Genomic DNA, 24,834 nt, shown 5'->3' on the forward strand with positions numbered 1-24,834 from the left:
CGCGCGATTGAAGCAAGAACAATATGGGAACATTGCGGCGCCCTGTGGGCTGAGGTATCGTCGGCGCATGGCCGATGGTTTCGACATCCACCTGAATGAGGATCAGGCCCGCCGGCTTAAGGCGGCGGCCGAGGCGGCGGGGCTGGACCCGACGGCCTTTGCGATCCAGACGCTGGAAGGCGTGATTGGGGATATCGGCATCGCAGGCGTGAGCGAGTATCCGGCCTCCTGGGTCTCGGAGGACGCGGAACGCTGGGGCGAGTATGAGCGGACGGGCGTGACCGTGCCGCTGGAGGATGCACTTCGCGATTTTCACGACAACTTGGCGCGGCGCCTGGCGGAGAAGCGTTGAAATATAGGGTTCGCTTGCTGCCGCCTGCGCGCAGCGATCTGATCCGCGTCTCCAACTTCCTCGCGGATGTCGCCCCCAGAGTTGCATTGAGGGCGGCTGACGTTTTGGATGAAGCGCTTAGAACGCTCGAGCTGTTCCCAGAGCGCGCGCCCAAAACAGGGGCTGCATCAAGGGAGCTGGTCGTTCCATTCGGACAGGCAGGTTATATCGTCCGTTACCGTATTGAGCGGACGGATGTGGTTGTGCTGCGCATCTTCCACACCCGCGAAGATCGCCCTTTCGGACCCTAATCCGGCGTCCACGCCTGCGTAGTCCGCACGAACCGTTCGCCCTTGGCCAGCATCACCCCGCTGGCGGTGGCGACGCCCAGTTCCAGGCTTTCGGCGATGCGGCGGGCGCGTTCGATGAAGTGGTCGGCGGCGACGGGCGGGCAAAGGTCGCGGGCCGTCTCGGCGAAAACCTCCAGCCAGCGATCGAAATGGCGGGCGTCTATGGGCAGGGGCAGGTGTTTCGGCATCGGCCGGCCCTGATAGACGCCGGTCGACAGGGCGACCGACGACCAGAACAACTTCATCTGGCCCAGATGCGGACCCCAGTCCGTGATGCGGTCGGCGAAGATCGGGCCGATCAGAAGATCGTCGCGGACGCGGGCGTAGAAGGTCTCGACCAGGGCGTCGATCATCGCCTCGTCTATGCCGGTCTCGTCGCGCAAACGCTGGACGGCGGCTTCGCGGCGGGCGGCGGCGCCGGCGGGGTCTTCGATGCGGAAACGGCTTTCCATGGAGCCGTCCTAGCGGTCTGGCGAGCAGATCGCCACTGGACCGACGGTCCACCCTGGAAGGGAGGGTTCACGCGGCCGTGTTCGCTTCAGGGGCGACGCGGACTTGCACATCGCACAAATACGACCCATCCTCTTGTCTCTGACGAGTTTTGAGCAGGAGGCTCGAAGATCATGATTATCGCACTGGCAACCGGTTCCGCCCTGTCCGCCATGCTGCTCGTGATCCTCCATGCCAACCAGCCCAAGCCGAAGCGCGTTCCCGTCCGCGCTCGCGACCCTCGACAAGGTCGCCGCTAGAACGCCCGCCGGCGTCACGCTTTTCGACAATCTGAGCCTGACGTTCGGGCCTGAGCGCACCGGCGTCGTCGGTCGCAACGGCGCGGGCAAGAGCACCCTGCTGCGCTTGATCTCGGGCGACCTGTCGCCGGCCGAGGGCGTGGTGACGCGTGTCGGGACGATCGGCGTGCTGGATCAGCGCCATGATCCTGCGCCGGGCGAGACGGTCGCCCAAACGCTGGGCGTCGGCGAAGCCCTGGCGGTGATCGAACGGGCGTTGGCCGGCGAGGGCGACGCAGAAGATCTCTCGAACGCGGACTGGACGCTCGAACTGCGGATCGACGAGATTCTGGCCGAGGTCGGGCTGGCGGACCTGGCCATGGACCGGGCGACGATCAGTCTGAGCGGCGGCGAACAGACCCGGCTGCGGCTCGCCGGTCTGCTGCTGGCGCGGCCGGACCTGATCCTGCTGGACGAGCCGACCAATCATCTGGATGTCGCAGCGCGGCGACGGATCGCCGAGGTGCTGGGCCGTTGGGAGGGCGGGGCGGTGGTGGTGAGCCATGACCGCGATCTGCTGCGGCGCATGGACCGGATCGTCGAGGTCTCCGGTCTGGGCGTGACCGGATACGGCGGGAACTACGACCTCTACGCCGAGCGCAAGGCGACCGAGCGGGCGGCTGCGGAACGCGATCTGACGAGCGCCGAACGGACGGCCGCCAGGGTGGGGGCGGACGCCCAGCGCCGTGCGGAGATGAAGGCGCGGCGCGACGCAGCCGGACGGCGCAAGGGCGCCAAGGGCGACATGCCGAAGATCCTGATCGGCGCGAGGGCGGAGCGGGCCGAGAACAGCGGCGCCGGCGACCGGCTGCTGGCGGCGCGGCAAGCCGCGGAGGCGGAGGCGGCCCTGGCGTCGGCGCGCGAGCGGGTGGAGCGCACCCGCGCCCTGTCGATCCCCATGCCATCGAGCGGGCTGGCTTCAGGGCGGACCTTGCTGGTTCTGGACGATGCGACGTGGGAGACGCCGCAGGGGCGCACCGTCGTGGGTCCGGTCAGCCTGCGGCTGACGGGGCCGGAACGGGTCGCGATCACAGGGCCGAACGGGGCGGGGAAAACGACCCTGCTGCGACTGATCCATGGGGCGCTGGAGCCGACGACCGGACGGGTGGAACGGCCGTGTCGGGCGGTGCTGCTGGATCAGGAGGCTACGATCCTGGAACGGGATGAAACCCTGGTCGAGGCCTGGCGACGGCTCAATCCTGAGGGCTCGATCAATGACGCCCAGGCGGCGCTGGCGCGGTTCCTGTTCCGGAATGTAGCGGCGCATCGCGAAGTCGGCGCGCTGTCGGGCGGCGAGCGGCTACGGGCGGCCCTGGCCTGCGTCATGACAGGGGCCAAGCCGCCGCAGCTGCTGATTCTGGACGAGCCGACCAATCACCTGGACCTCGATTCCGTCGCCGCCGTGGAAGTCGCGCTGCGGGCCTATGACGGCGCCCTGATCGTGGTCAGTCATGACGCCGACTTTCTGGACGCCATTGGGATCGAGCGGACAATCGCCCTCTAGCCGATCCCGCCCGTCTGGCGCAGCCCCTCCCACAGGGCGATGCCTGCTGTGACCGACAGGTTCAGCGAACGTGCTTCAGGACGCAGCGGAATCACCACGCGGGCGTCGACGGCGGCGTGGACATAGTCCGGCGCGCCGGATGTTTCCTTGCCGAACAGAAGCGTGTCGTCGGGGTGAAAGGCGAAATCGGACAGGGGCGTCGCGCCGCGGGTGGTGAACAGAATCAGTCGGCCGGCGGGGCGGTCGCGCTGAAACGCATCCCAGTCGGCGTGCCGGGTCATGTGCGACAAAGGACCATAGTCGAGCGCCGCTCGCTTCATGGCGCGGTCGTCGAAACGAAAGCCCGTAGGCTCCACGACGTGCAGTTCCACCCCGAAACAGGCCGACAGCCGGATGCAGGCGCCGACGTTCTGAGGAATGTCAGGTTGAAAAAGAGCGAGACGCATTCTAATCCCTAGATATACGCGGCCTGGGGGTTTGTCGCGGTCTGTCTGCGAACGTTTCGCAAGAAACGTCAGCGACTTGCGGCCTTAGGCCGCAAATACAGACCGAGGGGGATACTGGGTCTCGCTTTTAGGGTTCGTGCCGCAAAAGAGGAGCGCCAATACAGGCGGTCCCGGCGGTTTTCGAGAGGTGAAACGTGGCCGAGACGGGTGTGATTCCGGAAGGCGAGGGCGATCCGAATCGCCGCGACTTCATCCATATCGCAGCGGGCGCCGCTGCGGTCGGCGCCGGGGCGATGATCGCCTGGCCGCTGATCAACCAGATGAACCCCGCCGCCGACACCCTGGCCCTGGCTTCGATCGAGTTCGATCTGACCAAGGTGCAGGAAGGCCAGCAGGTCGTGATCAAATGGCAGGGCAAGCCGGTCTTCGTGCGCTATCGCACTCCGGCCGAACTGCAGCGCGTCATCGCCGATGATCACGCCTCGGACCTGAAACAGCCCCAGACGGACGCGGAGCGCACCAAGCCAGGCCACGAGAAATATCTGGTCGTGGTCGGATCCTGCACCCACCTGGGCTGCGTGCCGACCTTTGGCGCCGGCGACTACGGCGGCTGGTTCTGCCCCTGCCACGGTTCGCACTATGATGCGTCCGGGCGGATCAGGAAGGGGCCCGCGCCTCTGAACCTGGTGGTGCCCGACTATGAATTTGCGTCCGACACTCGCGTCAAGATCGGGTGAGGGCCAGGGGGAGGAAATGAGCGAACACGAATCCACCTACGTCCCTAAGACGGGCGTCGAGAAGTGGCTGGACACCCGGCTGCCGATCATCCGCTTCGGCGCAGACTACATGTCGCTGCCGACACCCAGAAACCTGAACTACTGGTGGACCTTCGGCGGCATCCTGGCCCTGTGCCTGATGACGCAGATCGTCACCGGCATTGTTCTGGCCATGCACTATACGCCGCACGTCGACCTGGCCTTCGCCTCGGTCGAGCGGATCATGCGTGACGTCAACGGCGGCTGGCTGATCCGCTATGTGCACGCCAACGGCGCGTCGATGTTCTTCATCGCCGTCTATCTGCACATGCTGCGGGGGCTGTACTACGGCTCGTACAAGGCGCCGCGCGAGATGATCTGGATCATCGGCTGCGTGATCTTCTTCCTGATGATCGCGACGGCCTTCCTGGGTTACGTCCTGCCCTGGGGCCAGATGTCCTTCTGGGGCGCCGAGGTGATCACCAATCTGATCGGGGCCATCCCGGTGATCGGCGAGCCGATCCTGATCTGGCTGCGCGGCGGACCGGCGATCGACAATGCGACGCTGAACCGCTTCTTCTCGCTGCACTATCTGCTGCCCTTCGCCATACTGGGCTGCGTCGTCCTGCACCTGTGGGCGCTGCACTCGGCGGGTCAGAACAATCCGGTCGGCATCCTGATCCCCAAGGATCGGACGAAGAAGGACATGCTGCCCTTCCACCCCTATTTCACGCTGAAGGACGGGTTCGCGATCATCCTGTTCCTGCTGCTGTTCGCGATCTTCGTCTTCTATCAGCCGAACGCCCTGGGCCACGCCGACAACTATATCCCGGCCAATCCGCTGCAGACGCCGGCGCACATCGTGCCCGAGTGGTACATGCTGCCCTTCTACGCCATCCTGCGCGCCATCCCGGACAAGTTCGGCGGCGTGGTGGCCATGTTCAGCGCCATCGGCGTGCTGTTCGTCTTGCCTTGGCTGGATACGTCCAAGGTGCGGTCGATGCGGTATCGCCCGACCATGCGGACCTTCTTCTTCATCTTCCTGGTGGTCGGCGTGGGCTTGGGCTGGTGCGGTGGTCAGCTTCCGGACGCGCCGGTCATTCCGGGGTTGGGCGGCGTGGTTCTGCTGGACGGCAACCTGAACTCCTACCTGTGGCTGACGCGGCTGTTCACGGCCTACTACTTCCTCTTCTTCCTGGTGATCCTGCCGTTCGTGGGCTTGAAGGAGACGCCGCTGCCGATCCCGGCGACCATTTCCGAGCCGGTCCTGACCGGTGCGGACGCGATGCCGGCTTTCGCCCCGGCCTCGCCCGAGAAGAAGGGGTGAGGGCCATGATGACCGTGAAAACCAACGCCTCGATGTCCAGGCTCATCGCCTCGGCGGCTGTAGCTTTCGGCCTGCTGGCCGCGGCCCCGGCCCTGGCTGCTGGCGGAGCCGCCCATCCGCGCTCGGGCGGGTTCAGCTTCGAAGGACCGTTCGGCGTCTATGACCAGGGCCAGCTTCAGCGCGGCTACAAGGTCTATCAGGAGGTTTGCGCCGCCTGCCACAGCATGAACCTGATGCACTATCGCAATCTGGGTGATCGCAACGGGCCGTTCTGGAATCCGAAATATCCGAACCCGAACGACAATCCGGTGGTCAAGGCCCTGGCCAAGGAGGTCCAGGTCCCGGACATAGACAGCGAGACCGGTGAACCGATCCAGCGCGACGCCACTCCGGCCGACAAGTTCCGCAGCCCTTACCCGAACGCGACGGCCGCCGCCGCAGGCAACGGCGGAGCGGCGCCGCCTGATCTGTCGGTGATGGCCAAGGCCCGCCACGACGGCGCCAACTATATCTACTCTCTGCTGTCGGGCTATCGCGCGGCGCCGGCGGGCCTGACCATCCGAGAGGGGCAGCATTACAACCCCTATATGGCCGGCGACCTCACGCCCTTCTGGACGGGGGACAAGCACCATGTGCCGGAGGGGGGCTTCATCGCCATGCCGCCGCCGCTTCGGAACGGCCAGGTGACCTATGACGACGGCTCGCCCCAGACGGTGGACCAGTACGCCAAGGATGTGGCCGCCTTAATCGCCTGGACGTCCGAACCGAAGATGGTCGAGCGCAAACAGGCCGGCTTCGGTGTGATCATTTTCCTGCTGATCTTCGCCGGCCTCACCTACGCCAGCTATCGCCGCGTCTGGAAGGGCGTCGCCCACTAGGCGCAGGTTCAAATGACCTGATCATCAGCCCGCCGAAGTCCGCTTCGGCGGGCTTTTGTTTGCGACAAATGGCGCGTGACACGGAATCGACATGATGGATTTCGCCCCCTAGGGTCGGCGGACTTCATTTCCGGCTGTGGGGCCTCGTGTTCATGCGTATCGTCTCTTCTTTCGCCGCCGTGCTGTTGGCCGGCGTCACCCTTTCCGCCTGCGCCACCGCCGGAGCGGATCAGGCCGCGCCGTCCTTCGACGCCGCGCGGATTTCGGAGGATATCCGCGTCCTGTCGAGCGACGCCTATGAGGGACGCGGCATCGCCACCCCGGCTGAAGAGAAGGTCGTTCAGTACCTGAGTGCTCAATATGCGGCCGCCGGTTTCGAGCCGGGCGGTCCCAACGGCCAGTGGACCCAGGACGTCATCCTGAACCGTTTCGTCCAGTCCAACGTCCATGCCTCGCTGAAGCTGGGGGACTGGAGCCTGCCGATGACCCAGGGCCGCGAGGTGGCCATTTCCACCCGTCGTCCGGCCGAGCATGTGAGCCTGAAGGACGCGCCCCTGGTCTTCGTCGGCTACGGCATCAATGCGCCCGAGCGGAACTGGAACGACTTCAAGGACCAGGACTTGCGCGGCAAGATCCTGATCGTCCTGGTCAATGACGCCGATTTCGAGGAGCCGGCGCTGAACACCTTCGGCGGCAAGGCCATGACCTACTACGGCCGCTGGACCTACAAGTACGAGGAGGCCGCCAAGCACGGGGCGGCGGGCGTGCTGATCGTGCACGAGACGGCGCCGGCCTCTTACGGCTGGGCGACGGTCGCCAACTCCTGGGGCGTGCCGCAGTTCGACATCCTGAGGCCCAATGCGGCGGCCGAGCGCGTGCCGATGGAGGGCTGGATTCAGCGCGATGTGGCGGTGGACCTGTTCCGCCGCGCAGGACTGGATTTCGATGCGCTGAAGGTCCAGGCGCGCAGCCGCGACTTCCAGCCCGTCGCCCTGACCGGCGCGTCCTTCTCGACCGAATTCGACGTGGCGACCAATCAGGTCACCAGCCACAATGTCATCGCGCGCCTGCCGGGCACGACCCACCCGGATGAAACCGTCCTCTACACCGCACACTGGGACCATATCGGCATGGGCGAGCCGGACGCGACGGGCGACCGGATCTTCAACGGCGCCGTCGACAACGCCTCGGGCACCGCCGGCCTGCTGGAACTGGCGCGGATGTACGGACGCGCCCCTCGCACCGAACGCTCTGTCGTTATGATCAGCTTCACCGGCGAGGAAAGCGGTCTGCTGGGTTCGGAATATTACGCCGTGAACCCGGTCTATCCGCTGCCCAGGACGGTGGGCGGGTTCAACATGGATTCGATGAACGTCTATGGCCGCGTCACGGGGCTGGGCGTCACCGGATACGGCCAGTCCGATTTCGATGAGCGGTTGGCCGTCGCGATCCAGTCACAGGGCCGTAGTCTGGTCCCGGATTACGAGAACGCGGCCGGCACCTATTATCGCTCGGACCATTTCCCCCTGGCCAAGCGCGGCGTGCCCATGGCCTACGCCGGCAGCCGGGGCGACTTCCGCGATGAACCGATCGCCGAACGCCAGGCTGCGCGCGCCGAATATGGCGCCAAACGCTATCACCAGGCGGCGGACGAATGGTCGCCGGACTGGGACTACAGCGGCATGATCGAGGATCTGACGGTCTTCTATGATGTCGGTCGCGCCCTGGCGAACGGCCGGGACTGGCCGGAATGGAAGACGGGGTCCGAGTTCGGCCCCGTGCGGGCCACGACGGCGTCCGAGCGTCGCTGATATCTGTGAAAACCGGGGGCCGGGACGCGATCCTGGCTCCCTGTCTATTCGTCTGTTCGAGCCGCCCGCATGATCCTTCGTCGTTACCCCTTCATCGCCCTGGCGGCGCTGGTCCTGACCGCCTGCGCAGGCGCGTCCGTCAGCCCGCCGCCCGCCCGGCTGGACGCCTTCGCCACGGCCTCGGCGGCGACGCCGCAGTTCAGCGCCCAGCGTCTGTCCGACCACATCAAGTACCTGGCCTCCGACGAGTTGGAGGGCCGCTTCCCCGGCCTGATCGGCGAGCAACTGACTCTGGCCTATCTCCAGCGCCAGTATGAGGCCATGGGGCTCGAGCCGGGCGGACGGGACGGATCCTGGCTGCAACCGGTCGATCTGGTGCGGTTCACGCCGGAGCGTGCGCCGACGGCCGCCTGGATCGGCGCCGACGGTGTGCGCCATGTCCTGGTTTCGGGAACGGACATCACCTTGCGCGCGGGACCGGCCGATCCGATGGTCAAGATCGACGGTGCGCCGCTGGTCTTCGCCGGCTACGGAATCGTGGCTCCGGAGCGGGGATGGGACGACTATGGCGACGCCGATCTGACGGGCAAGGTGGTGGTGATCCTGCGCGCCCAGCCCGACGCCCTGGGCGTCGATCCGAACTTCTACGGCTCGGGCACGCACAAGACCCAGGAGGCGCTGAAGCGCGGCGCGGTCGGGGTGATCAGTCTTCAGGACAACGACGGCCGCTGGCGTCGGGCCGTCGGCGGCGCGACCCGGCCGCAGATGACGGTCAAGGGCGCGAAGGATGCGCGGTTCACCGGATCCATCAGTCCGGCGACGGGGACCGCCATCGGTGGAGACGTTTTGACCGAGGCCCTGGCGCGGGCCAAGACCGGCGGCCTGGGCGGGGTGGTGGATCTGGGCGTGCGGCTGGACGTCGATATCGCCGAAACGACCGAGGTCATTCACTCGAACAATCTGCTGGCCAAGATCCCCGGAACGACGCGGCCCGATGAATATGTCGTCTATTCCGCCCATTGGGACCACGTCGGCAAGGCCAGGGAACCGAACGCCGAGGGCGACGACATCTTCAACGGCGCCTGGGACAACGCCTCGGGCACGGCGGGCCTGATCGAGATGGCGCGCGCCTTCAAGGCCGGGCCGGCGCCGGAACGGACGGTGGTCTTCCTGCACGTCACGGCCGAGGAACAGGGACTGCTGGGCTCGGAAGCCTATGCCGCCGATCCGGTCTATCCGCTGGCGAAGACGGCGGCGGACATCAATATCGACATGCTGCCCTTCACCCCCGCGACGCGCGACGTGGCGGTGTTCGGCGTCGGCAAGTCGGAGCTGGAAGACATCCTGGGCCGGTTCGCCGCCGTGCAGGGCCGCACGGTGACCGGCGACGGCTATCCGCAGGAAGGTTTCTACTACCGCTCCGACCATTTCAACTTCGCCGCGGGCGGGGTGCCGGCCCTGATGCCGTGGAGCGGTCGTGACTTCGTAGAGGGCGGGCTGGAGGCGGGCACGCCGTACTACGAGGCCCAGATGGCGCGCTATTATCACAAGCTGACCGACGAATGGCGGGCCGACTACGACTTCACCGCGGCCGTCCAGAACCTGGATCTGCTGTACCGGCTGGGGCTGACGGTGGCCGACAGCGAGACCTGGCCGGCCTGGAAGCCGAGCGCCGAGTTCAACGCCATCCGCGACGCCAGCGCCGATCAGCGGCGCTAGATACGAAAACGGCGGCCCGGAGGGGAGTCCGGGCCGCCGTCGATCATCCGCTGGCTTGTACGTCAGCGTGCGGATGTCGCCTGGGTGATCAGGACGCGGGCCTGGGCGACGGCGTCCGCTTCGGTAGTTTCGCCGTCGGCCAGGGACTGGGCCAGGTCCATCAACGGCGCGCCGGTGACGGAGCCAGTCTGGGCCTCCTGCTGCAGATGGACGCCGTTTCCGGCGGCGATAGCGTCGTCCCAGGCCTGGCGCACGGCGGCCCAGAAGCCCTGGGTCCTGGCCCAATAGACGTCGCCGGCCGCAGGGGAATAGCCGGTCGACCGGTCATAGGTGTTGATCACATCCTCCTGGACCACGGCCACCGGCTGGCCGCCCGCCTTGCCCGACATTTTCACATTGTCCTGGATATGGACCCAGCCGTTCGGCGTCAGGATGTGGCGGTTGGTCCCCAGATAGCGGTCATAGACGGGGTTCCGCACCGCATCGCGCCGCGCCAGCGGCCGCCAGGTCGGGTTGGACGTCCAGGCCGACAGGCCGTTGTCATAGGTCCAGCGGCCGACGCCGCCGTAACGGGGCGAGTCGTCGGTCTGCCACACGGTCTGGGACCAGGCGCCCTGGCGCTGATCGGCCGGGACGGGCGTCAGCACCCACTGGTTCGGTCCGGCGTAGGTCAGTACCGTCTGGGGCTGATAGACCCAGTCCTGACGCCAGTGCTTGATGACGATGACCTGGCCCTCATGCTCCATGACCAGGATGTGTTGCAGACTGATCCGGTCGCCCTGGTCATGGACGACGCGGACGATCTCGCTGCCGCCCGACAGCTGCTCCTCCAGCGGGTCGTAGTCGGCCTGGAAGCTGACGTTCTCGCGCATGTCGAAATGGACGCGGTACTGGTCGGCCTGGGCCAGGATCGACTGGCGATCCCGTTCGAAGGCGCTGGCGGGGGTGGAAGCCGCAGCCGGAGCGACGGCTCCGGTTTCCAGCGCCTGGGCGGCGGGCGCAGCGGCGGTCAGCAGGGCGGCGGCGATCAGGATGGCGCGCATGGGACGGGGGCTCTTGATGTGGGGGATGTGCATGGTCGCTTACAGACGCAGGGTCAGGGACAGGCCGAAATTGCGGCCCGGCTGGGTGTAGGCGTCCTTGACGGTTGAGGCGGCGGACAAGCCGCGCACGTCGCTCCACCAGCCGTATTTCTCGTCGAGAAGGTTGAAGGCGCCGGCCCGCAAGGTGGCGCGCTCGGTGACGTTCCAATAGGCGGTCACGTCGAGAAGGGCGAAGCTGTCGCCGGTGTAGCAGGCCGATCCGCATGACAGTTCATAGGTGGCGGCGTCCTTCCTGTCCGACCAGGTCACGACGGCCGAACCGCCCCAGACCCCCGAAGGCGCGGCATAGTTCAGGCCGCCGACCAGTTTGATCGGATCGACGCTGCTGAGCTGGGTCTTCTCACCGTCCGTTTCCTGCTCGCCGTCCGCAAAGGCGGCGGAGACGATCAGGCTGAGGCCATTGCTCCAGGCGACGTCGCCTCTGGCTTCCAGCCCCCAGATGTCGACTTTGGTCAGGTTGACGTACTGATAGATCAGCGGATCGACGCCCGGCACGCCCGTGCCCGACGCCACCACCTGCTCGATGAAGTTGTCATAATGGGTGCTGAAGGCCGTGGTCTGGAGCCGCAGTTCGCCCCCGAAGGCCGCGATGTCGCGGAACCGCAGGCCGCCTTCGATACTGTCGCTGGTTTCGGGCTTGAGGTCCGGGTTGGGGATCGAGGTGTAGCCGTAGACGGGATTTTCGAAATAATTGTTCACCTGCATCGGCGACGGGGCGCGGAAGCCCTCGGCGTAGTTGGCGAACAGGCCGAAGCGACGGTCGGCCCACCAGACGACGCCGAGCTTGGGCGAGATATGGTCTTCCGACTGGCCCGTGGCGGACGCCGGGAACAGGGCGTCGACCTCCGGCGACAGGTCGTACCAGTCGTAGCGTACGGCGGGGATGATGCTGAGCGCACCGCCCAGCATCTCGATCTCGTCCTGAACGAACAGACCCGCCAACTGGTAGTCGGTCTGGGGGAAGGCGCGGGTCGGGAAGGTTTCGCCGACGGGCGGGGTGACGCCGTCGCGGACGCCTTCCTGCGTGGTCATCGACCAGTCGCCGCCGACCGTGACACGGTGTTCCACCGCCCCGCCCGCGCCGAAGACGCGCGCGCCTTGGGCGGCCAGGCCGTAGACGGTGTTGTCGAAGGTGGTGTCGCGGACCCGGTCCACAGCGGGGCTTCGATCTTCATAGGTATACTGGCGGGTGGTCGCATCCTGCCAATAGGCGCTGACCGAACCGCTCTCGAAGCCGGCGAAATCCTGGAAGCGCCACTCGCCCTTGAGGCTGTCGCGCTGGGTTTCGTCATGGGCGGTGACGGCTAGAACCGTCGCCGACCGGGCGGTCAGGGCGTCGCCGTCCATTTCGGAGTCGAGATGGTCGTAGGTCAGGCGTAGCGAATGGCCGGGCGCCACGTCCCAGACCAGCTTGGCCAGGATGGCGTTCGAGGTGAAGTCCTGCGGATTGGGTTGGGTTCGGGCCGAACCGACGCCGCCGACCTCACCCTGGTTCTCCGTCTCCTGGTGATCGCGGCGGGTGTAGGCCAGCAGGCCCGAAACCGACCCCGTGCGGCCGGCGACGGCAAGACTCTCGGTCCAGCCTTCGTCTGCCGAACTATAGGCCGCCCGCGCCCGCGCGCCAAAATCCTGGTTGATCTTCAGGAAATCGGACGGGTCCTTGGTGGTGAAGGCGACGGCGCCGGCGACGCCGTCCGAACCATACAGGGCCGATGCGGGGCCGCGCAGGATCTCGACCGACTTGACCATGTCCAGGTCGTTATAGTCGCCGCGACCGACCGCCTGGGCGCCGAAGCTGAAGCCGCTGGGCAGGCGCACCCCGTCGTTGATGATCAGCACGCGGTCGCCGCCCATGCCGCGAATGGTGAAGCCCGAATTGCTGTCGCGACCGCCGCCTGACAGCGCCAGGTTGAAGCGGGCGGGGGAGGTCGGCACGCTGACGCCCGGTTCGAACCGAATCAGATCCTTGATGTCGGTGGCCAGCATGGTCTCGATCTGGTCGGCGCTGATGACGCTGACCGTGGCGGGCGTGCGTGACGCCAGACGTTCCGACCGCGTGCCGATCACGATGACCGGATCGACCTCGGTCGCCGGCGCGTCGGCCGCTTCGGCGCACGCGGGCTGGGCGATCAGGACCGAACCGAAGGCGGCTGCGGCGGTGGAGAGGAGGAGTAGGTTGCGCATAATGGCCCCGCTTGATGACAGGCGGAGGTGTTACTGCGAACGATTATCAGAATCAACCGCAATGAAGGCGTGGGTTTGAACCCCAGCCTTGGCCGTGGTGTTGTAGGCGGATGAAATACGCGTTCTTCCCGATGGTTGCGGCCATCGCCCTGCTGACCGCCTGTGGCGACAACGGGGTCAATCCTCCGGACGAGCCGGCGCGTCCGCTCAGGACGCCTGAGGCGATGCAACAGGTGGAGCCGCCGGGCCCGTCCTCTCTGGCCGGCCGCGGCCCGCGCAGCTTTGTGGGAATCTGGGCCGCCAACCCCGTCTGGTGCGCCCATCCGCAGGGCGAGCGGGCGCCCATCACCCTGACGCCGATGCGGTTCGAAGCCCCTGGCGTCGCCTGTGACATTGCTCGGATTGAAGAGACCGGTGCCGGCTATGTGGCCACCCTGGCCTGCGCCGCTCAGGGGCAGGCCAAGCGCGAGCGGGTTCATATGGCCGCCACCGGCGACGTGATGAACCTGACCTACGTCGACAGGGACATGAAAACGGTGAAACTGGCGCGCTGCCCCGGCTCGCCGCGCGCGCCGGATCCCGCCAATCCGTTGGAAAGCATGATGAAGAAGGAGCCGGAGACCCCCGCTTCGAAACCTAGTTGAACAGGAAGTTCATCACGTCGCCGTCCTTGACGACATAGGTCTTGCCTTCCGCACGCAGCTTGCCGGCTTCGCGCGCCTTGGTTTCGCCGCGCAGGGCGACGAAGTCGTCGAAGGCGATGGTTTCGGCGCGGATGAAGCCCTTCTCGAAGTCGGTGTGGATGACGCCGGCCGCCTGGGGCGCGGTGTCGCCGACATTGATCGTCCAGGCGCGGGCTTCCTTGGGGCCGACCGTGAAATAGGTCTGAAGTCCCAGCAGCTTGTAGGCCTCGCGGATCAGGCGGTTCAGGCCGGGTTCTTCCAGACCCAGGGTCTCGAGGAACTCCTTCTGCTCCTCGTCGTCCAGCACGGCGATCTCGGATTCGATCTGGGCCGAGATGACGACCGAATTGGCGTTGTCCGTGGCGGCGCGGGCGGCGACCTTGTCCGACAGCTCATTGCCCTTGTCGGCCGAACCTTCCTCGACATTCGAGACATAGAGGGCGGGCAGGGCGGTCAGCAGTTGCAGCATGTGCCAGGCCTTGGCGTCCTCCTTGGACACTTCGGCGGTGCGGGCGGGCTTGCCGGCGTTCAGCTGGGTCAGGGCCAGATCGACCAGTTTCAGCGTCAGGCCGGAGTCCTTGTCGCCGCCCTTGGCGCGCTTCTCCAGCTGGGGCCGGCGGCGCTCCAGGCTTTCCATGTCGGCCAGCATCAGCTCGGTCTCGATGATCTCCAGGTCGGCGATCGGATCGATGCGGTTCTCGACATGGGTGATGTCGTCATCGACGAAGCAACGGGCCACGAAGGCCACGGCGTCGCAGTCGCGGATATTGGCCAGGAACTGGTTGCCCAGGCCCTCGCCCTTTGACGCGCCGCGCACCAGACCGGCGACATCGACGAAGGTGATGCGGGCGGGGATGATCTCCTTGGATCCCGCGACCTCGGCCAGGGCGTTCAGGCGCGGCTCCGGTACGGCCACGTCGCCGGTGTTCGGCTCGATGGTGCAGAACGGATAGTTGGCCGCCTGGGCCGCCGCCGTCTTGGTCAGGGCGTTGAACAGGGTGGACTTGCCGACATTGGGCAGGCCGACGATCGCGACTTTAAGGGCCATGGGATTCCTCGTGAGGCGCGAGCCTTTAGCCGGTTCAAACCGGTTTGTCAGGCTCGCGCTTCAAAAGGCGTCAGTGCGCGTCGTGATCCATGCCCGCCATGGCCGCCATTGCGGGTTGGCGCACCGCCGCCTGCACCGTCACCTCGGACGCCGAGGCGAACTTCAGGGTCAGGGGCACGGTCTCGCCGGCGACCAGGGGGGCGGTCAGGCCGATCAGCATCAGATGATTGCCGCCGGGCGCCAGGCCGACCGCCTGACCGGCCGGCAGCGGCAAGCCCTCGGTCAGCTGGGCCATCTTCATCATGCCGTTCTCGGTCTTCATCTCGTGGACCTGAAGCTCGCCGGCGCGCGGGCTGGAGCCGCCGGTCAGTCGGTCGTCGGTGGTCGCGGTCAGGGTGACGTAGCAGCCGCCGGCCTTGGCCCCGTTGGGCGATGGCCTGCACCAGGCGTCGGCGGCGGTCACGACAGCAGCCGTGGCATCAGCCGCAGGGGCGGACTTGTCCGTCGGCGGGTTGCAGGCCGCCAGTGCGAGGGCGACGGCGGCGAGGGATAGATAGGTCTTCATGGCGTCGTTCTTTCAGGAAACGGCGGGACGGCGCCGGATCATCGGCCGCACGGCTCGATCGAGCAATACAGCGAAGACCAGGCTCAGGCCCGTCAGGGGATAGAGGATGGCGAGGGGCAGGACGATGCCCAGGACGGCGGCGCGGACGCGCGGTCCCGGCGGGGCGGGCGGGGCGCCCAGGCGAAGGCGCGACAGGTTCGGCGGACGGCGCTTCCACCACATGACCAGACCGCTGATCGCCAGCAGCCAGACGCCGATACAGCCCAGCAGCATGACGATCCGGTTCAGCTGGCCGTACTGTGTGCCCTGGTGGGTGTAGACGCCCCATTCGATCGCCTTGGCGCCCGCGCCGAACCGGTCGTAGCCGAGGTCGGCAAGCAACCGGCCCGAGGCGGCGTCGATGTACAGGGACCGGCTGTCCTGAACCCGGCGGGCCTGGGTCGTGATCGTATAGGCCGTGCCCGAGGCGGCGGGAATGGAGACGGCGTAGGGCCGGGCGAGACCCGCGCCGTCGGCCGTCTTCAGCACCCGGTCCAGGGCTCCGTGACCGGCGTGGTCGTGGGCCATGACCATGCAGTCCATGGCCCAGCCCGCGCCGAGCGGCTGATCGTGATGTTCGGCGCGCTGCCAGGCCCCGGCGACGGGCGCAGGCGGGCGGCCCAGACCGCTGGACTTGACGACGTCCATGACCGTGTCGCCCCAGAAGGCCGACCAGGGCATGCCGGTGACCGCCAGGAACAACACGACCCCGCCGACGTAGACGCCGGTCAGGGCGTGCAGGTCGCGCCAGAAGGGGCGTCGCCGTGTGTCGTTCGTCTGGGGCGAGAAGGTCGCGACGGCCCGTCCGCGCGGCCACCACAGATAGAGGCCGGTGGCGAACAGGATGATGGTCCAGCCCGCCACGATCTCCACCAGGATGTTGAACGGCCGACCCAGCAGGGTCAGGCTGTGGGTCTTCTTGACCAGCTCCATGAAACCGCCGGCGGGAATCACGCCGGTGGCGCGGCCGGTGTGCGGATCGACGAAGACCGTCTTCTGCACCCCGTCGGGCCGATCCACCCGCAGGCGGACGGCCTGGTCCGCCCGGGCGGGCATGACCAGATTGGCGACCCGGCCGCCGCCGGCGGCCTGGACCGCCGACGTCAGCCAGGTCTCCGGGGCCGCCTGGGACTGCACCGCCGGCACGCGGATCATGTCGCGATAGAGGGCGGCGTCGATCTCGTCCTTGAATAGATACAGACCCCCCGTCAGGGCCAGCAGCATCAGAACGGGCATGACGAAGACGCCGGCGTAGAAATGCCAGCGCCAGACGGCCCGGTAGGCGCCGGACCGATCGTCCGGCGCCTGGGTTGCGGCCTTGCCGGCCATCAGTAGCTCATCCTCACGCCGACATAGGCCGAGCGGCCCTCGCCGGGGAAGAAGACGGCGGTGGAGACGCCGGGACGCTGGGCGTCAGTGACGGCGCTGAAGTTCGAGACATAGGCCTCGTCGAACAGGTTGCGCACGTCGGCGAAGACGGTCAGTCCGTCCCGCACGGTCCAGCCCATGTTCAGGTTCGCCACCGTATAGGCGGGCGACTTCAGGGTCGGCGTATTGGCGTAGTCGACCCAGGAATCGGCCATCGACCATTCCAAGCTGGGCGCCACGAACCAGCCGGCCGGGTGATCATACCTCAGCTCGGCCCGGTACAGATGAGGCGGCACGACCGGCAGGTCATTGTCGCCGTAGACCTTGTATCCGTCGAAGAAGAAGTCCGAGAAGGCGTAGGTCTGGCGCAGGCGCCACTGCGGCGCGATCCGCCAGTCCAGCCCCGCTTCGATCCCCTGGTGAACGGTCGGTCCGGCGTTGAATGTGGCGGGAAGCCCCGTCACATTTGGCAGGAAGTTCAGCAGTTCGTGGTCCAGGTTGGCGCGGTAGGCGGTGACGTCCCAGGTCACCGGGCCGCGGCGACCGCGCGTGCCGACTTCCCAGGTCACGGCCTCCTGCGGGACCAGGGGCTGATAGCCGCCGGCGGTCGGCGACAGGGCCGAGAAGTTGGGCGGTTCGACCGAGCGGGTGACATTGGCGAAGGCCTGATCGCCTTCCTCGCTTTCCCACAACAGGCCGGCGCGGGGCGCGAACCAGTCGAAGCTCTTGTCGATGCTCAGGTCGATCGTGCCGGCGACGCCGGGGACCACATAGCTTTGATAGTCGCGTTCTGCGCGGCCCCAGGTTCCCCCGGCGACCAGGGCCAGGCGGTCGGTGACGAACAGCCGTCCCTCGCCGAAGACGTCCAGCCCCTTGCCGTTCTGGAAGCTGCGGGCGCGCAGGCCGTTCTGCTGGCCGGCCAGATTGCCCCACTGTTTGGCGTCCAGGTCGCCCTGGCGATACCAGGCGCCGTAGAAGGCGTCGGCGCGCAGGCCAAGGACCTGGCCCTGCCAGTCGAAGCGACCGAAGGCGCCATAGTTGCGGCTTTCCTGGTCGATGACCTGGAAGATGGGGTGGTCCAGATCCTTCCAGGTTCCATAGACGGCGCCCTCGAACACGGTGGATTGGTCCAGCCGCCAGTGCGTCTGCACCGTCGTGCGGATCGACTGCATATTGCGCTGATAATTCAGGCTGAGATTGCCCAGGTTGGCCTTCTCCGGCTGGGTCAGGGCGTCGTTCAGGCTGACGCTGCCGGGAATTTCCTGATGGATATCGCCGCCCGAGACCATCAGGCGCACCTCGCGGTCCTGGCCGAAGCTGCGGCCGATGTTGGCGGACAGGTGCAGCGACTTGCCCTCGCTCTGCTGACGCCAGCCGTCCACGCTCTGGCCGGTGACGGCGGCGAAGCCGTCCCAGTCGCCGCGAACGCCCGCCACCTCGGCATGGGCGCGCACCGTCCCATAGGAGCCGCCGTCCAGACGCAGGTTCAGGTTCGACGCCGCCGTTCTGCCGGTCGGCGTCACCAGATTGATCGCCCCGCCCAGCAGGGCGCCGCCGAAGCGCAGGGCGTTGCCCCCCTTGTAGACCTCGGTATAGCGGGCGATCAGCGGGTCGATCAGCTGGAAGTCGCCGAAGCCGTCCGCCTCGTTGAAGGGGACGCCGTCCTGGGCCAGCAGGGTTCCGCGATTGTGGCTGGAATTGCCTATGCCCGAGCCGCGGATCGACAGACGGATGTCGCCGCCCCACTTCTTCTGGGCATAGACGCCCGGCGCGTCGCGCAGCACGTCGGCCAGGTTGGGCGCATAGCGGTCGGCGTAGGATTCGGCCGAGACGACGGCGACCGCGCCGGGCGTGCGCGACAGGCGTGCCCGCGCCTCGGCGACGACGGCGGGGTCTTCGACGTTGCGGCGGGCGGTGACGATGACGCTGTCCAGCACGGTCGGCTCTGAAGGCGGCGTGGCGGGCTGCTGAGCGAAGGCTGGGCCGGCCAGGGCGGCGAGCAGCAGGGCGCAGGGCGCCGCAGTGGTCTTGAGAGACATGATGATCCTGAAGTCAGAACGAGAAGGGCGCGCGGGCGAAGGGCCGGCGCGGGCTTTGGGTCTGGTTCAGGCGTGGGGTGGTGCGGTGGACGGCGGACGCGGCGGCGCGCGCGCCGGGGGCGGCGGGCTGACGCGGGCGGGCGAATAGACGACCGTCTCGACCGTGCGGATGACCGGCGCAGGTTGGGGCGCAGGCGGGGCGGGCAGGGCGGCCGCGAGAGGCACGACGCAGGCGGCGCACTTGGCCCCCAGATGCTTGTTGACCGGGCCGTCCATCCCGCCGGACTGGATGGTCTGGGGACCTTCTGCGGAACAGATGACCAGAGGCTGTCCGTGTTGCACCGCCGCCAGGGCCCCGAAGGGCAGCAGGGCGCCGAGCATGAGGGCGAACACCGCCGCCAGGAAGGCGAGCGACTTCGATGTCGACCAATGATCGGCGCCGGAACGGTTCACGCCTCGCCTCTACGGCGTTTCCGCCAGGCCGTACAGGCTACAGTTCGCCGCGCGCCGCCTGGCGGGGGCTGAACTTGGGCGCAGGAGCCAGGCGCATGACCTCGCCCTGATAGCGCTCGTCGTCGCCGGCGGCGGCGAAGGGCAGGGCGTCGGCGCAGGCCTGGAGCAGGGCGTCCAGCCAGGGCTGTTCGGCCTTGTGGAAGTCGCCCAGGACATGGGGCATGACCATCTCCTTCTCGCCGGGATGGCCTATGCCCATGCGCGCACGGCGGAAGTCGGCGCCCAGATGGCTGATCAGCGAGCGGACGCCGTTCTGGCCCGCCGCGCCGCCGCCGGTCTTCATGCGGAACCGGCCGGGGGCCAGGTCGATCTCGTCGTGGAAGACGATGATTTCGGACGGCTTGATCTTGTAGAAGCGTGCGGCCTCGCCCACGGCCCGCCCGCTCTCGTTCATATAGGTCTGTGGCTTCATCAGCAGGACCTTGACCGGTCCGTCCGCCGTATCGACCAGGCCCTCGCTGACGATCGACTGAAACTTGGCCCGCTCGGGCCCGAAGCGCCAGCGCCGCGCGATCTCATCGGCGGCCATGAAGCCGATGTTGTGGCGGTTCTTCTCGTATTTGGCGCCCGGATTGCCGAGCCCGGCGATGATGATCATGGCGTCCTCATGCCGCGTGCGTCGCCCAAAGAAAAGCCCCGCCGCGGCGAACCGGGCGGGGCATGATCTTGTCGATGCGACGAAGGCTTAACCTTCGGTCTTCTCGGTCGGAGCGGCTTCGGCCTCGGCGGCTTCATCGGCGGCGGCCGACATGGCGGCGGACGAGACCTTGATGGTGGCGATCACGAAATCGCGGTCGGTGATGGTCGGCTCGACGCCCTTGGGCAGTTCGATGTCCGAGAAGCGGATGGTGTCGCCCATCTGCGACTTGATCAGGTCGACGACCAGTTCTTCTGGAATGCTGTCGGCCTTGACCATGATTTCGACCGCGTGGCGGACGACTTCCAGCGAGCCGCCCTGACGGACGAACGGCGCGTCATCGGCGTTCTTGAAGTAAACCGGAACCTCGATCTTGATCGGGGCGTGTTGATCGACGCGCATCAGGTCGAAGTGCATCGGGCGGTCCGACACCGGGTCGAACTGGATGTCCTTGGCGATGACCGGCTGGGTCTCTTCGCCGTACTTCAGCGTGACCAGGTGGCCCAGCAGCTTGCCGGTGTAGAGCGACTTGCGGAAGTCCTTCTCGTTCACCGCCACGGCGACGGGGGCCTTGTCGCCGCCGTACAGGACTCCCGGCACGAAACCGGCGCGACGGGCAGCGCGTGCGCTGCCGGTGCCGACGCCATCGCGGACGTCCACGTTCAGAATGATCTCGGCCATCTGGCTCGCCTCAACAACAACGGAAACACCGCGCCAACCCTGGGCCCGCGCGGCGGGGGTCATGAACCCTCGAATTCAAGAGCGCGGGCTATTACACGCATCATGACGGATGTGCAACCGCCCTGACGGTAAATGGAACGGCAGGACGGTCTTGGCGGCGCTTTCGATCAGGCCGCCTTTGCGGCGTCTTTGAGCAGAGCGTCCGGATCGGCGACGATTGCAAGCAGTTCTGTCGTGTTGAAGGGCTTGGCCAGATGGTGATCGGCCCCGGCGGCCCGTCCGGCGGCGACGTGTTCGGGCATGGCGTTGGCCGTCAGCATGACGATGGGGGTTCGGCGGGCGCCTGCAGTCGCTTCGTGCAGTCGAATCTCCTGAGTCGCCGTCAGCCCGTCCATGATCGGCATCTGCATGTCCATCAGCACCAGATCGAAGTCGCCGGCGCGGAACGCCTCCAGCGCCTCCGCCCCGTTCTCCGCCATGGAGATCACCGAGGAGATCTGGCTCAGTATCAGTTCCAGGACGCGACGGTTTGTCGGGTGGTCGTCGGCCACCAGCACCCGGACGGGACGCCGATCGCCATTTATGGCGGGCGAAGCCTTCGCCTCCAACTGGACCGGCGCTTCGCAGGTGATCAGGGGGAGGGTCAGGATGAAGGCGGATCCGCCACCCGGTTCGCTTTCGCAATCCAGGTCGCCCCCCATCATTTCGGCCAGCTGACGGCAGATCGACAGGCCCAGTCCGGAGCCGCCGAATTGGCGGGTGATGCCGCCGTCGGCCTGTTCGAAACGGCTGAAGAGGCGCTCGCGGGTGGCGGCGTCGAAGCCAATTCCCGTGTCCTCGACCATGAAGCGCAGGGTGGGCGCGCCCTCCTTCTCCGGGCCACGCTGGACGGTCAGGCCGACGAAGCCCTGGCTGGTGAACTTGACCGAGTTCGAGATCAGATTGGTCAGGATCTGCTTCAGCCGCACCACGTCGCCGCGGATCCAGAGACCCGCGTCCACGTCGATATCAATGTGGAAGCCCAGGTGTTTCTCACGCGCGTTCTCGGCATAGAGTTGCGCGGCTTCGCGCACAGCTCTTTCCAGTTCGAAGGCGTCGTTGGTCAGTTCAAGCTTGCCTGATTCGACCCGCGCCAGATCCAGGATGTCGCTGAGCAAGGTCTGAAGCGTGCGTCCCGAGGCCTGCATCAGGTCCAGCATCTCATGCTGCTCCGCCGTGAGGTCGGTCTTGGACAGGGCCTGCGACAGACCGATCACGCCATTCAAAGGCGTGCGGATCTCGTGGCTCATGTTCGCAAGGAACTGGCTCTTGGCGACATTGGCCGCCTCGGCCGCGTCTCTCGCCTCTCCCAGGGCTTGGGCGTCGCGCTTTAGGGCCGTGATGTCGTTGCAGACTGTGACCGTACCGCCCTCGGCGGTGCGTCGATCCTGAATTTGCAGCCATCGGTCGCCGGCCACCCGCTGCTCTATCGTCGATTCGCCCTGGCGGCGCACACGGATGCGTTCGGTGATCCATTCGTCCTCGCGGCCAATGGCTTCGTCATATCGGCCTTCATTGATGCCGATCTGAAGGACTTCACGAAAAGTAATTCCGACCTTGAGGAAGGGCGCAAGTTCCGGATTCACCTCAGCGTAGCGCGCATTCCACAGCAGAAGGCGGTCGTCGGCGTCGTAGAAGCCCAGTCCGTCCGACATGGCCTCGACCGCTTCGCGGATATGACCGAGCGCGTTGGCCCGCGCCATATAGGCCATGAAAACCAGGGCGCTGCCGATACTGAGGATGGACAGGGCGATGAGAAACACCAGGGTTCGCATGGCGTCGGGCGAAAGGCCGGACTGCGAACTCAAGGTTGGGTCCGGCGTCACGGTTATGGCGGCCATGCCGACGAAATGCAGGAACAGGATGCACACAGAGGCGCCGAGGACCGTCGTCGCCAATCGTATCAGTCCTCCACGCTTGTAGAAGAAGGCGGTGGTTCCACCGATCACCATGCCGCCGATGATGGACACGATCACGAGTTCGGGCCGCCAACTGAGATGCACGGGCGCCTGAAGCGCCGCCATCCCCAGATAATGCATGGCGGCCAAGCCCGAGACGGCGACGAGGGCGCCCATGACGCGGCGCCAGCGGTCGTCGCCGCTCAAGATGGTGAAGATGGCCACGCCTATCGCGGCCAGGATCACCAGCGTGGAGGCCAGGGTCATCGCCACATCGTAGGTTAGGGCGCCCACGCCGACATAGCCCTGCATGGCGATGAAATGGGTGGTCCAGATCGTGATAGAGCCGATCAATCCCGCCGAGATTGCGAGGCGGCGGCGGCGTGCTCCATCGGTGATGCGAGCGCGCTCCATGAAGCGGGAGGCTGAACCCATGCCGACGAGGCAGACGATGACTGCCAGCAGGCTCACCCGCCAGTCGTGATCACGCACGATGCAATAAAGTATCCGGTCCACGGCGTCCCCTTCAGCGCCATGCTGGACCAAACTCCTAAACAAACGGTGCGGCCACGCTTGGAAAAATCAATGTCGTCTGTCGGCGCGCCGTCACAGAATCCGTGCAAGGATTGGATTCCTTAGGCTGCTCACACGAGTCTGGCGCCGCATATGCCTTATGAATCCTCGCCTTCGCCGGTGGCGCCGATCTCGACCTCCCGTTTCTGGACGGTGGGCATCAGCATCGCAATCGCCCTGGTTGTGATGGTGGGGCTCGCCTTCATCCATCCCGAGATCGCGAATTGGCTGATCGGTGGAGCGGTGGTCGTCGCGGCTTCGGCCTGGATTCTGAACGTGCAGCCGTCTTCGGTCGCGACCTTGCCTGAAACATCGGGCGCCCCGATCGAACGGTCGGCGGATCCAAAGACGGCGGAGCTGCTGGACCGGGTGTTCGAAGCCCTGGACGACCCTGTGCTGATCATCAGCGGGGGCGAGCCCGACGACATTGCAGGCCGCCGGGTCGTCATGGCCAACAAGGCGGCGCGAGACCTGCTCCGCATCCAGAGTCAGGGCGCCTTGCTGGTTCAGGTGATCCGGGAGCCCGGCGTGCTGGAAGCCGTGGACGAGGCCCTGTTCGGCGGCGTCTCTCGAACCACGGACTACGCCACCGGAGGGCAGCGCGACCGGCGCTGGCGCGCCTGGACACGCCCCTTGGGCGACGGAGAAGGAAAAGGGCAGGGCTCTCTCGCCCTGGTCATTCTTCGTGACGAAACTGACGCGCGGCGCACCGAGATGATGCGCGTCGATTTTCTGGCCAACGCCAGCCATGAACTGCGCACGCCGCTGGCGTCCCTGAGCGGCTTCATCGAGACGCTCAAGGGACATGCGCGCGACGATGTCGCGGCCCGCGATCGCTTCCTGGACATCATGTCGGCCCAGGCGGATCGGATGGGGCGGCTGGTCGCGGACCTGTTGTCGCTCAGCCGGATCGAGCTGAATGAGCATATTCCGCCGTCCGGGCGAGTCGATCTGGATCGCGCGGCGTCCGACGTCGTCGACGCCGTCAGCGTGTTGACGCAAGAGAAGCAGATCAATGTCGTGGTCGATCAGGGCGAGGCGAGGGCCTCGATCAGCGGCGACAGGGACGAGATATTGCAGGTGGTGCAGAACCTGCTCGACAACGCCGTCAAATATTCGGCCAAGGGCGGAACGGTGGAAATTTCGGTGCGGTCCGATCTGTCGTTCGACGAGGCCTGGGCTTCGCGGATGCCCGGTGCGACGAGACTGCCCCTGGTGACGCCCGATCGGGCGGTCGGCGTCCTCTATGCGGCTGTCACGGTTCGCGATCACGGACCGGGCATGGCGCGGGAACATCTGCCGCGGCTGACGGAACGCTTCTATCGGGTCGAGGGCCAGAAGAGCGGCGAACGTCAGGGGACGGGGCTGGGCCTGGCCATCGTCAAGCATATCATAAACCGCCACCAGGGCGGGCTGGTGGTGGAGAGCGCGCCCGGGCTCGGGGCCGCGTTCACGGCCTGGTTCCCCATGGTGGTCGAGCGTCGTGACGTCCGGACGGCCGCCTGATGGCGCTGGAGGCCGCCGCTGTTACCGAACTGTCATCAACGTGTCTTAT

General features: G+C 66.7%; 22 protein-coding genes. 10 read left to right on the forward strand and 12 right to left on the reverse strand.

The genetic code is table 11. The features are described from left to right. Window positions 1–67 precede the first annotated feature (67 nt). Both ACW18C_RS06400 and ACW18C_RS06405 read left to right on the forward strand, forming a co-directional pair. Window positions 68–352, forward strand: a complete 285-nt coding sequence (locus tag ACW18C_RS06400) for a hypothetical protein (RefSeq protein ID WP_492073541.1) — start codon at window positions 68–70, stop codon at window positions 350–352. A gap of 14 nt (window positions 353–366) precedes the next feature. Continuing rightward, complete coding sequence (locus tag ACW18C_RS06405) at window positions 367–642, forward strand: type II toxin-antitoxin system RelE/ParE family toxin (protein ID WP_492073542.1); 276 nt, start codon at window positions 367–369, stop codon at window positions 640–642. On the opposite strand, the gene ACW18C_RS06410 is transcribed toward ACW18C_RS06405, so the two are convergent. Further along, a complete protein-coding gene (locus ACW18C_RS06410) occupies window positions 639–1,133 on the reverse strand; it encodes a group III truncated hemoglobin (protein WP_292147301.1) in 495 nt (164 codons plus the stop codon). The genes ACW18C_RS06405 and ACW18C_RS06410 overlap by 4 nt on opposite strands. Before the next feature lie 229 nt (window positions 1,134–1,362). Between ACW18C_RS06410 and ACW18C_RS06415 the strand changes: the two genes are divergently transcribed. Continuing rightward, complete coding sequence (locus ACW18C_RS06415; RefSeq protein WP_492073543.1) at window positions 1,363–2,973, forward strand: ABC-F family ATP-binding cassette domain-containing protein; 1,611 nt, start codon at window positions 1,363–1,365, stop codon at window positions 2,971–2,973. On the opposite strand, the gene ACW18C_RS06420 is transcribed toward ACW18C_RS06415, so the two are convergent. Then, window positions 2,970–3,419 carry a tRNA (cytidine(34)-2'-O)-methyltransferase gene (locus ACW18C_RS06420; RefSeq protein WP_492073545.1) on the reverse strand — a complete coding sequence of 150 codons (450 nt, stop codon included), beginning with the start codon at window positions 3,417–3,419 and terminating at the stop codon, window positions 2,970–2,972. The two genes, ACW18C_RS06415 and ACW18C_RS06420, sit on opposite strands and share 4 nt — an antisense overlap. A gap of 194 nt (window positions 3,420–3,613) precedes the next feature. On the opposite strand from ACW18C_RS06420, the gene petA reads away from it, so the two are divergent. The 5 genes from petA to ACW18C_RS06445 all read left to right on the forward strand — a co-directional run bounded on the left by petA (window position 3,614) and on the right by ACW18C_RS06445 (window position 9,909). Beyond that, window positions 3,614–4,156: a ubiquinol-cytochrome c reductase iron-sulfur subunit gene (gene petA / locus ACW18C_RS06425; protein WP_008260246.1), complete on the forward strand. Its 543-nt coding sequence runs from the start codon at window positions 3,614–3,616 to the stop codon at window positions 4,154–4,156. A gap of 16 nt (window positions 4,157–4,172) precedes the next feature. Next, window positions 4,173–5,501, forward strand: coding sequence for a cytochrome b (locus ACW18C_RS06430; RefSeq protein WP_008258896.1), 1,329 nt, complete (start codon window positions 4,173–4,175; stop codon window positions 5,499–5,501). Window positions 5,502–5,506: 5 nt separating this feature from the next. Continuing rightward, the gene (locus ACW18C_RS06435) at window positions 5,507–6,379 is read left to right on the forward strand and encodes a cytochrome c1 (protein WP_492073547.1); all 873 of its coding nucleotides are present in this window, start codon (window positions 5,507–5,509) and stop codon (window positions 6,377–6,379) included. Between the two features lie 152 nt (window positions 6,380–6,531). Next, window positions 6,532–8,190: a M28 family metallopeptidase gene (locus tag ACW18C_RS06440; protein ID WP_492073549.1), complete on the forward strand. Its 1,659-nt coding sequence runs from the start codon at window positions 6,532–6,534 to the stop codon at window positions 8,188–8,190. A gap of 69 nt (window positions 8,191–8,259) precedes the next feature. After that, window positions 8,260–9,909 carry a M28 family peptidase gene (locus tag ACW18C_RS06445; protein WP_492073550.1) on the forward strand — a complete coding sequence of 550 codons (1,650 nt, stop codon included), beginning with the start codon at window positions 8,260–8,262 and terminating at the stop codon, window positions 9,907–9,909. Between the two features lie 62 nt (window positions 9,910–9,971). Here ACW18C_RS06445 and ACW18C_RS06450 read toward each other — a convergent pair whose 3' ends face one another. Together ACW18C_RS06450 and ACW18C_RS06455 are read right to left on the reverse strand one after the other, a co-directional pair. Continuing rightward, window positions 9,972–10,985: a DUF6607 family protein gene (locus ACW18C_RS06450; protein ID WP_492073552.1), complete on the reverse strand. Its 1,014-nt coding sequence runs from the start codon at window positions 10,983–10,985 to the stop codon at window positions 9,972–9,974. A 6-nt stretch (window positions 10,986–10,991) separates the two neighbouring features. Beyond that, complete coding sequence (locus ACW18C_RS06455; RefSeq protein WP_492073554.1) at window positions 10,992–13,196, reverse strand: TonB-dependent hemoglobin/transferrin/lactoferrin family receptor; 2,205 nt, start codon at window positions 13,194–13,196, stop codon at window positions 10,992–10,994. A 110-nt stretch (window positions 13,197–13,306) separates the two neighbouring features. Between ACW18C_RS06455 and ACW18C_RS06460 the strand changes: the two genes are divergently transcribed. After that, a complete protein-coding gene (locus ACW18C_RS06460) occupies window positions 13,307–13,840 on the forward strand; it encodes a hypothetical protein (RefSeq protein WP_492073556.1) in 534 nt (177 codons plus the stop codon). Here ACW18C_RS06460 and ychF read toward each other — a convergent pair. From ychF to ACW18C_RS06500, 8 genes are all read right to left on the reverse strand, one after another. After that, entirely contained in the window at window positions 13,833–14,927 is a 1,095-nt protein-coding gene (gene ychF / locus ACW18C_RS06465) for a redox-regulated ATPase YchF (RefSeq protein ID WP_492073557.1), read from the reverse strand. The two genes, ACW18C_RS06460 and ychF, sit on opposite strands and share 8 nt — an antisense overlap. A gap of 70 nt (window positions 14,928–14,997) precedes the next feature. Then, the gene (locus ACW18C_RS06470; protein ID WP_492073559.1) at window positions 14,998–15,492 is read right to left on the reverse strand and encodes a copper chaperone PCu(A)C; all 495 of its coding nucleotides are present in this window, start codon (window positions 15,490–15,492) and stop codon (window positions 14,998–15,000) included. Between the two features lie 12 nt (window positions 15,493–15,504). Further along, the gene (locus tag ACW18C_RS06475) at window positions 15,505–16,860 is read right to left on the reverse strand and encodes a PepSY-associated TM helix domain-containing protein (protein ID WP_492073561.1); all 1,356 of its coding nucleotides are present in this window, start codon (window positions 16,858–16,860) and stop codon (window positions 15,505–15,507) included. Then, a complete protein-coding gene (locus ACW18C_RS06480) occupies window positions 16,860–18,938 on the reverse strand; it encodes a TonB-dependent receptor family protein (RefSeq protein ID WP_492073562.1) in 2,079 nt (692 codons plus the stop codon). Before ACW18C_RS06480 ends, ACW18C_RS06475 begins: the two co-directional genes overlap by 1 nt. Window positions 18,939–19,004: 66 nt before the next feature. Next, window positions 19,005–19,391, reverse strand: coding sequence for a hypothetical protein (locus tag ACW18C_RS06485; protein WP_492073564.1), 387 nt, complete (start codon window positions 19,389–19,391; stop codon window positions 19,005–19,007). 37 nt (window positions 19,392–19,428) lie between these two features. After that, window positions 19,429–20,049, reverse strand: a complete 621-nt coding sequence (gene pth / locus ACW18C_RS06490) for an aminoacyl-tRNA hydrolase (RefSeq protein ID WP_287929657.1) — start codon at window positions 20,047–20,049, stop codon at window positions 19,429–19,431. 87 nt (window positions 20,050–20,136) lie between these two features. Then, window positions 20,137–20,769: a 50S ribosomal protein L25/general stress protein Ctc gene (locus ACW18C_RS06495; RefSeq protein WP_035307605.1), complete on the reverse strand. Its 633-nt coding sequence runs from the start codon at window positions 20,767–20,769 to the stop codon at window positions 20,137–20,139. Window positions 20,770–20,936: 167 nt separating this feature from the next. Continuing rightward, window positions 20,937–23,222 (reverse strand): ATP-binding protein, encoded by a 2,286-nt coding sequence (locus ACW18C_RS06500; protein WP_492073566.1) that lies wholly within the window; start codon window positions 23,220–23,222, stop codon window positions 20,937–20,939. A 150-nt stretch (window positions 23,223–23,372) separates the two neighbouring features. Here ACW18C_RS06500 and ACW18C_RS06505 point away from each other — a divergent pair, with 150 nt between their 5' ends. Then, window positions 23,373–24,785 carry a sensor histidine kinase gene (locus tag ACW18C_RS06505; protein ID WP_492073568.1) on the forward strand — a complete coding sequence of 471 codons (1,413 nt, stop codon included), beginning with the start codon at window positions 23,373–23,375 and terminating at the stop codon, window positions 24,783–24,785. The last annotated feature ends 49 nt before the right edge of the window (window positions 24,786–24,834 follow it).

Source organism: Brevundimonas sp. FV1ye7S, assembly GCF_058680995.1.

Bases quoted from the DNA above. Each gene is read 5' to 3' on its own strand.
- ACW18C_RS06450 (WP_492073552.1), bottom strand. From the start codon at position 10,985: ATGCACATCCCCCACATCAAGAGCCCCCGTCCCATGCGCGCCATCCTG.
- ACW18C_RS06415 (WP_492073543.1), top strand. From the start codon at position 1,363: ATGCCAACCAGCCCAAGCCGAAGCGCGTTCCCGTCCGCGCTCGCGACC.
- ACW18C_RS06460 (WP_492073556.1), top strand. From the start codon at position 13,307: ATGAAATACGCGTTCTTCCCGATGGTTGCGGCCATCGCCCTGCTGACC.
- ACW18C_RS06440 (WP_492073549.1), top strand. From the start codon at position 6,532: ATGCGTATCGTCTCTTCTTTCGCCGCCGTGCTGTTGGCCGGCGTCACC.
- ACW18C_RS06480 (WP_492073562.1), bottom strand. From the start codon at position 18,938: ATGTCTCTCAAGACCACTGCGGCGCCCTGCGCCCTGCTGCTCGCCGCC.
- ACW18C_RS06420 (WP_492073545.1), bottom strand. From the start codon at position 3,419: ATGCGTCTCGCTCTTTTTCAACCTGACATTCCTCAGAACGTCGGCGCC.
- ACW18C_RS06430 (WP_008258896.1), top strand. From the start codon at position 4,173: ATGAGCGAACACGAATCCACCTACGTCCCTAAGACGGGCGTCGAGAAG.
- ACW18C_RS06505 (WP_492073568.1), top strand. From the start codon at position 23,373: ATGCCTTATGAATCCTCGCCTTCGCCGGTGGCGCCGATCTCGACCTCC.
- ACW18C_RS06455 (WP_492073554.1), bottom strand. From the start codon at position 13,196: ATGCGCAACCTACTCCTCCTCTCCACCGCCGCAGCCGCCTTCGGTTCG.
- ACW18C_RS06435 (WP_492073547.1), top strand. From the start codon at position 5,507: ATGATGACCGTGAAAACCAACGCCTCGATGTCCAGGCTCATCGCCTCG.
- ACW18C_RS06495 (WP_035307605.1), bottom strand. From the start codon at position 20,769: ATGGCCGAGATCATTCTGAACGTGGACGTCCGCGATGGCGTCGGCACC.
- ACW18C_RS06400 (WP_492073541.1), top strand. From the start codon at position 68: ATGGCCGATGGTTTCGACATCCACCTGAATGAGGATCAGGCCCGCCGG.
- ychF (WP_492073557.1), bottom strand. From the start codon at position 14,927: ATGGCCCTTAAAGTCGCGATCGTCGGCCTGCCCAATGTCGGCAAGTCC.
- ACW18C_RS06410 (WP_292147301.1), bottom strand. From the start codon at position 1,133: ATGGAAAGCCGTTTCCGCATCGAAGACCCCGCCGGCGCCGCCGCCCGC.
- ACW18C_RS06470 (WP_492073559.1), bottom strand. From the start codon at position 15,492: ATGAAGACCTATCTATCCCTCGCCGCCGTCGCCCTCGCACTGGCGGCC.
- ACW18C_RS06445 (WP_492073550.1), top strand. From the start codon at position 8,260: ATGATCCTTCGTCGTTACCCCTTCATCGCCCTGGCGGCGCTGGTCCTG.
- ACW18C_RS06475 (WP_492073561.1), bottom strand. From the start codon at position 16,860: ATGGCCGGCAAGGCCGCAACCCAGGCGCCGGACGATCGGTCCGGCGCC.
- pth (WP_287929657.1), bottom strand. From the start codon at position 20,049: ATGATCATCATCGCCGGGCTCGGCAATCCGGGCGCCAAATACGAGAAG.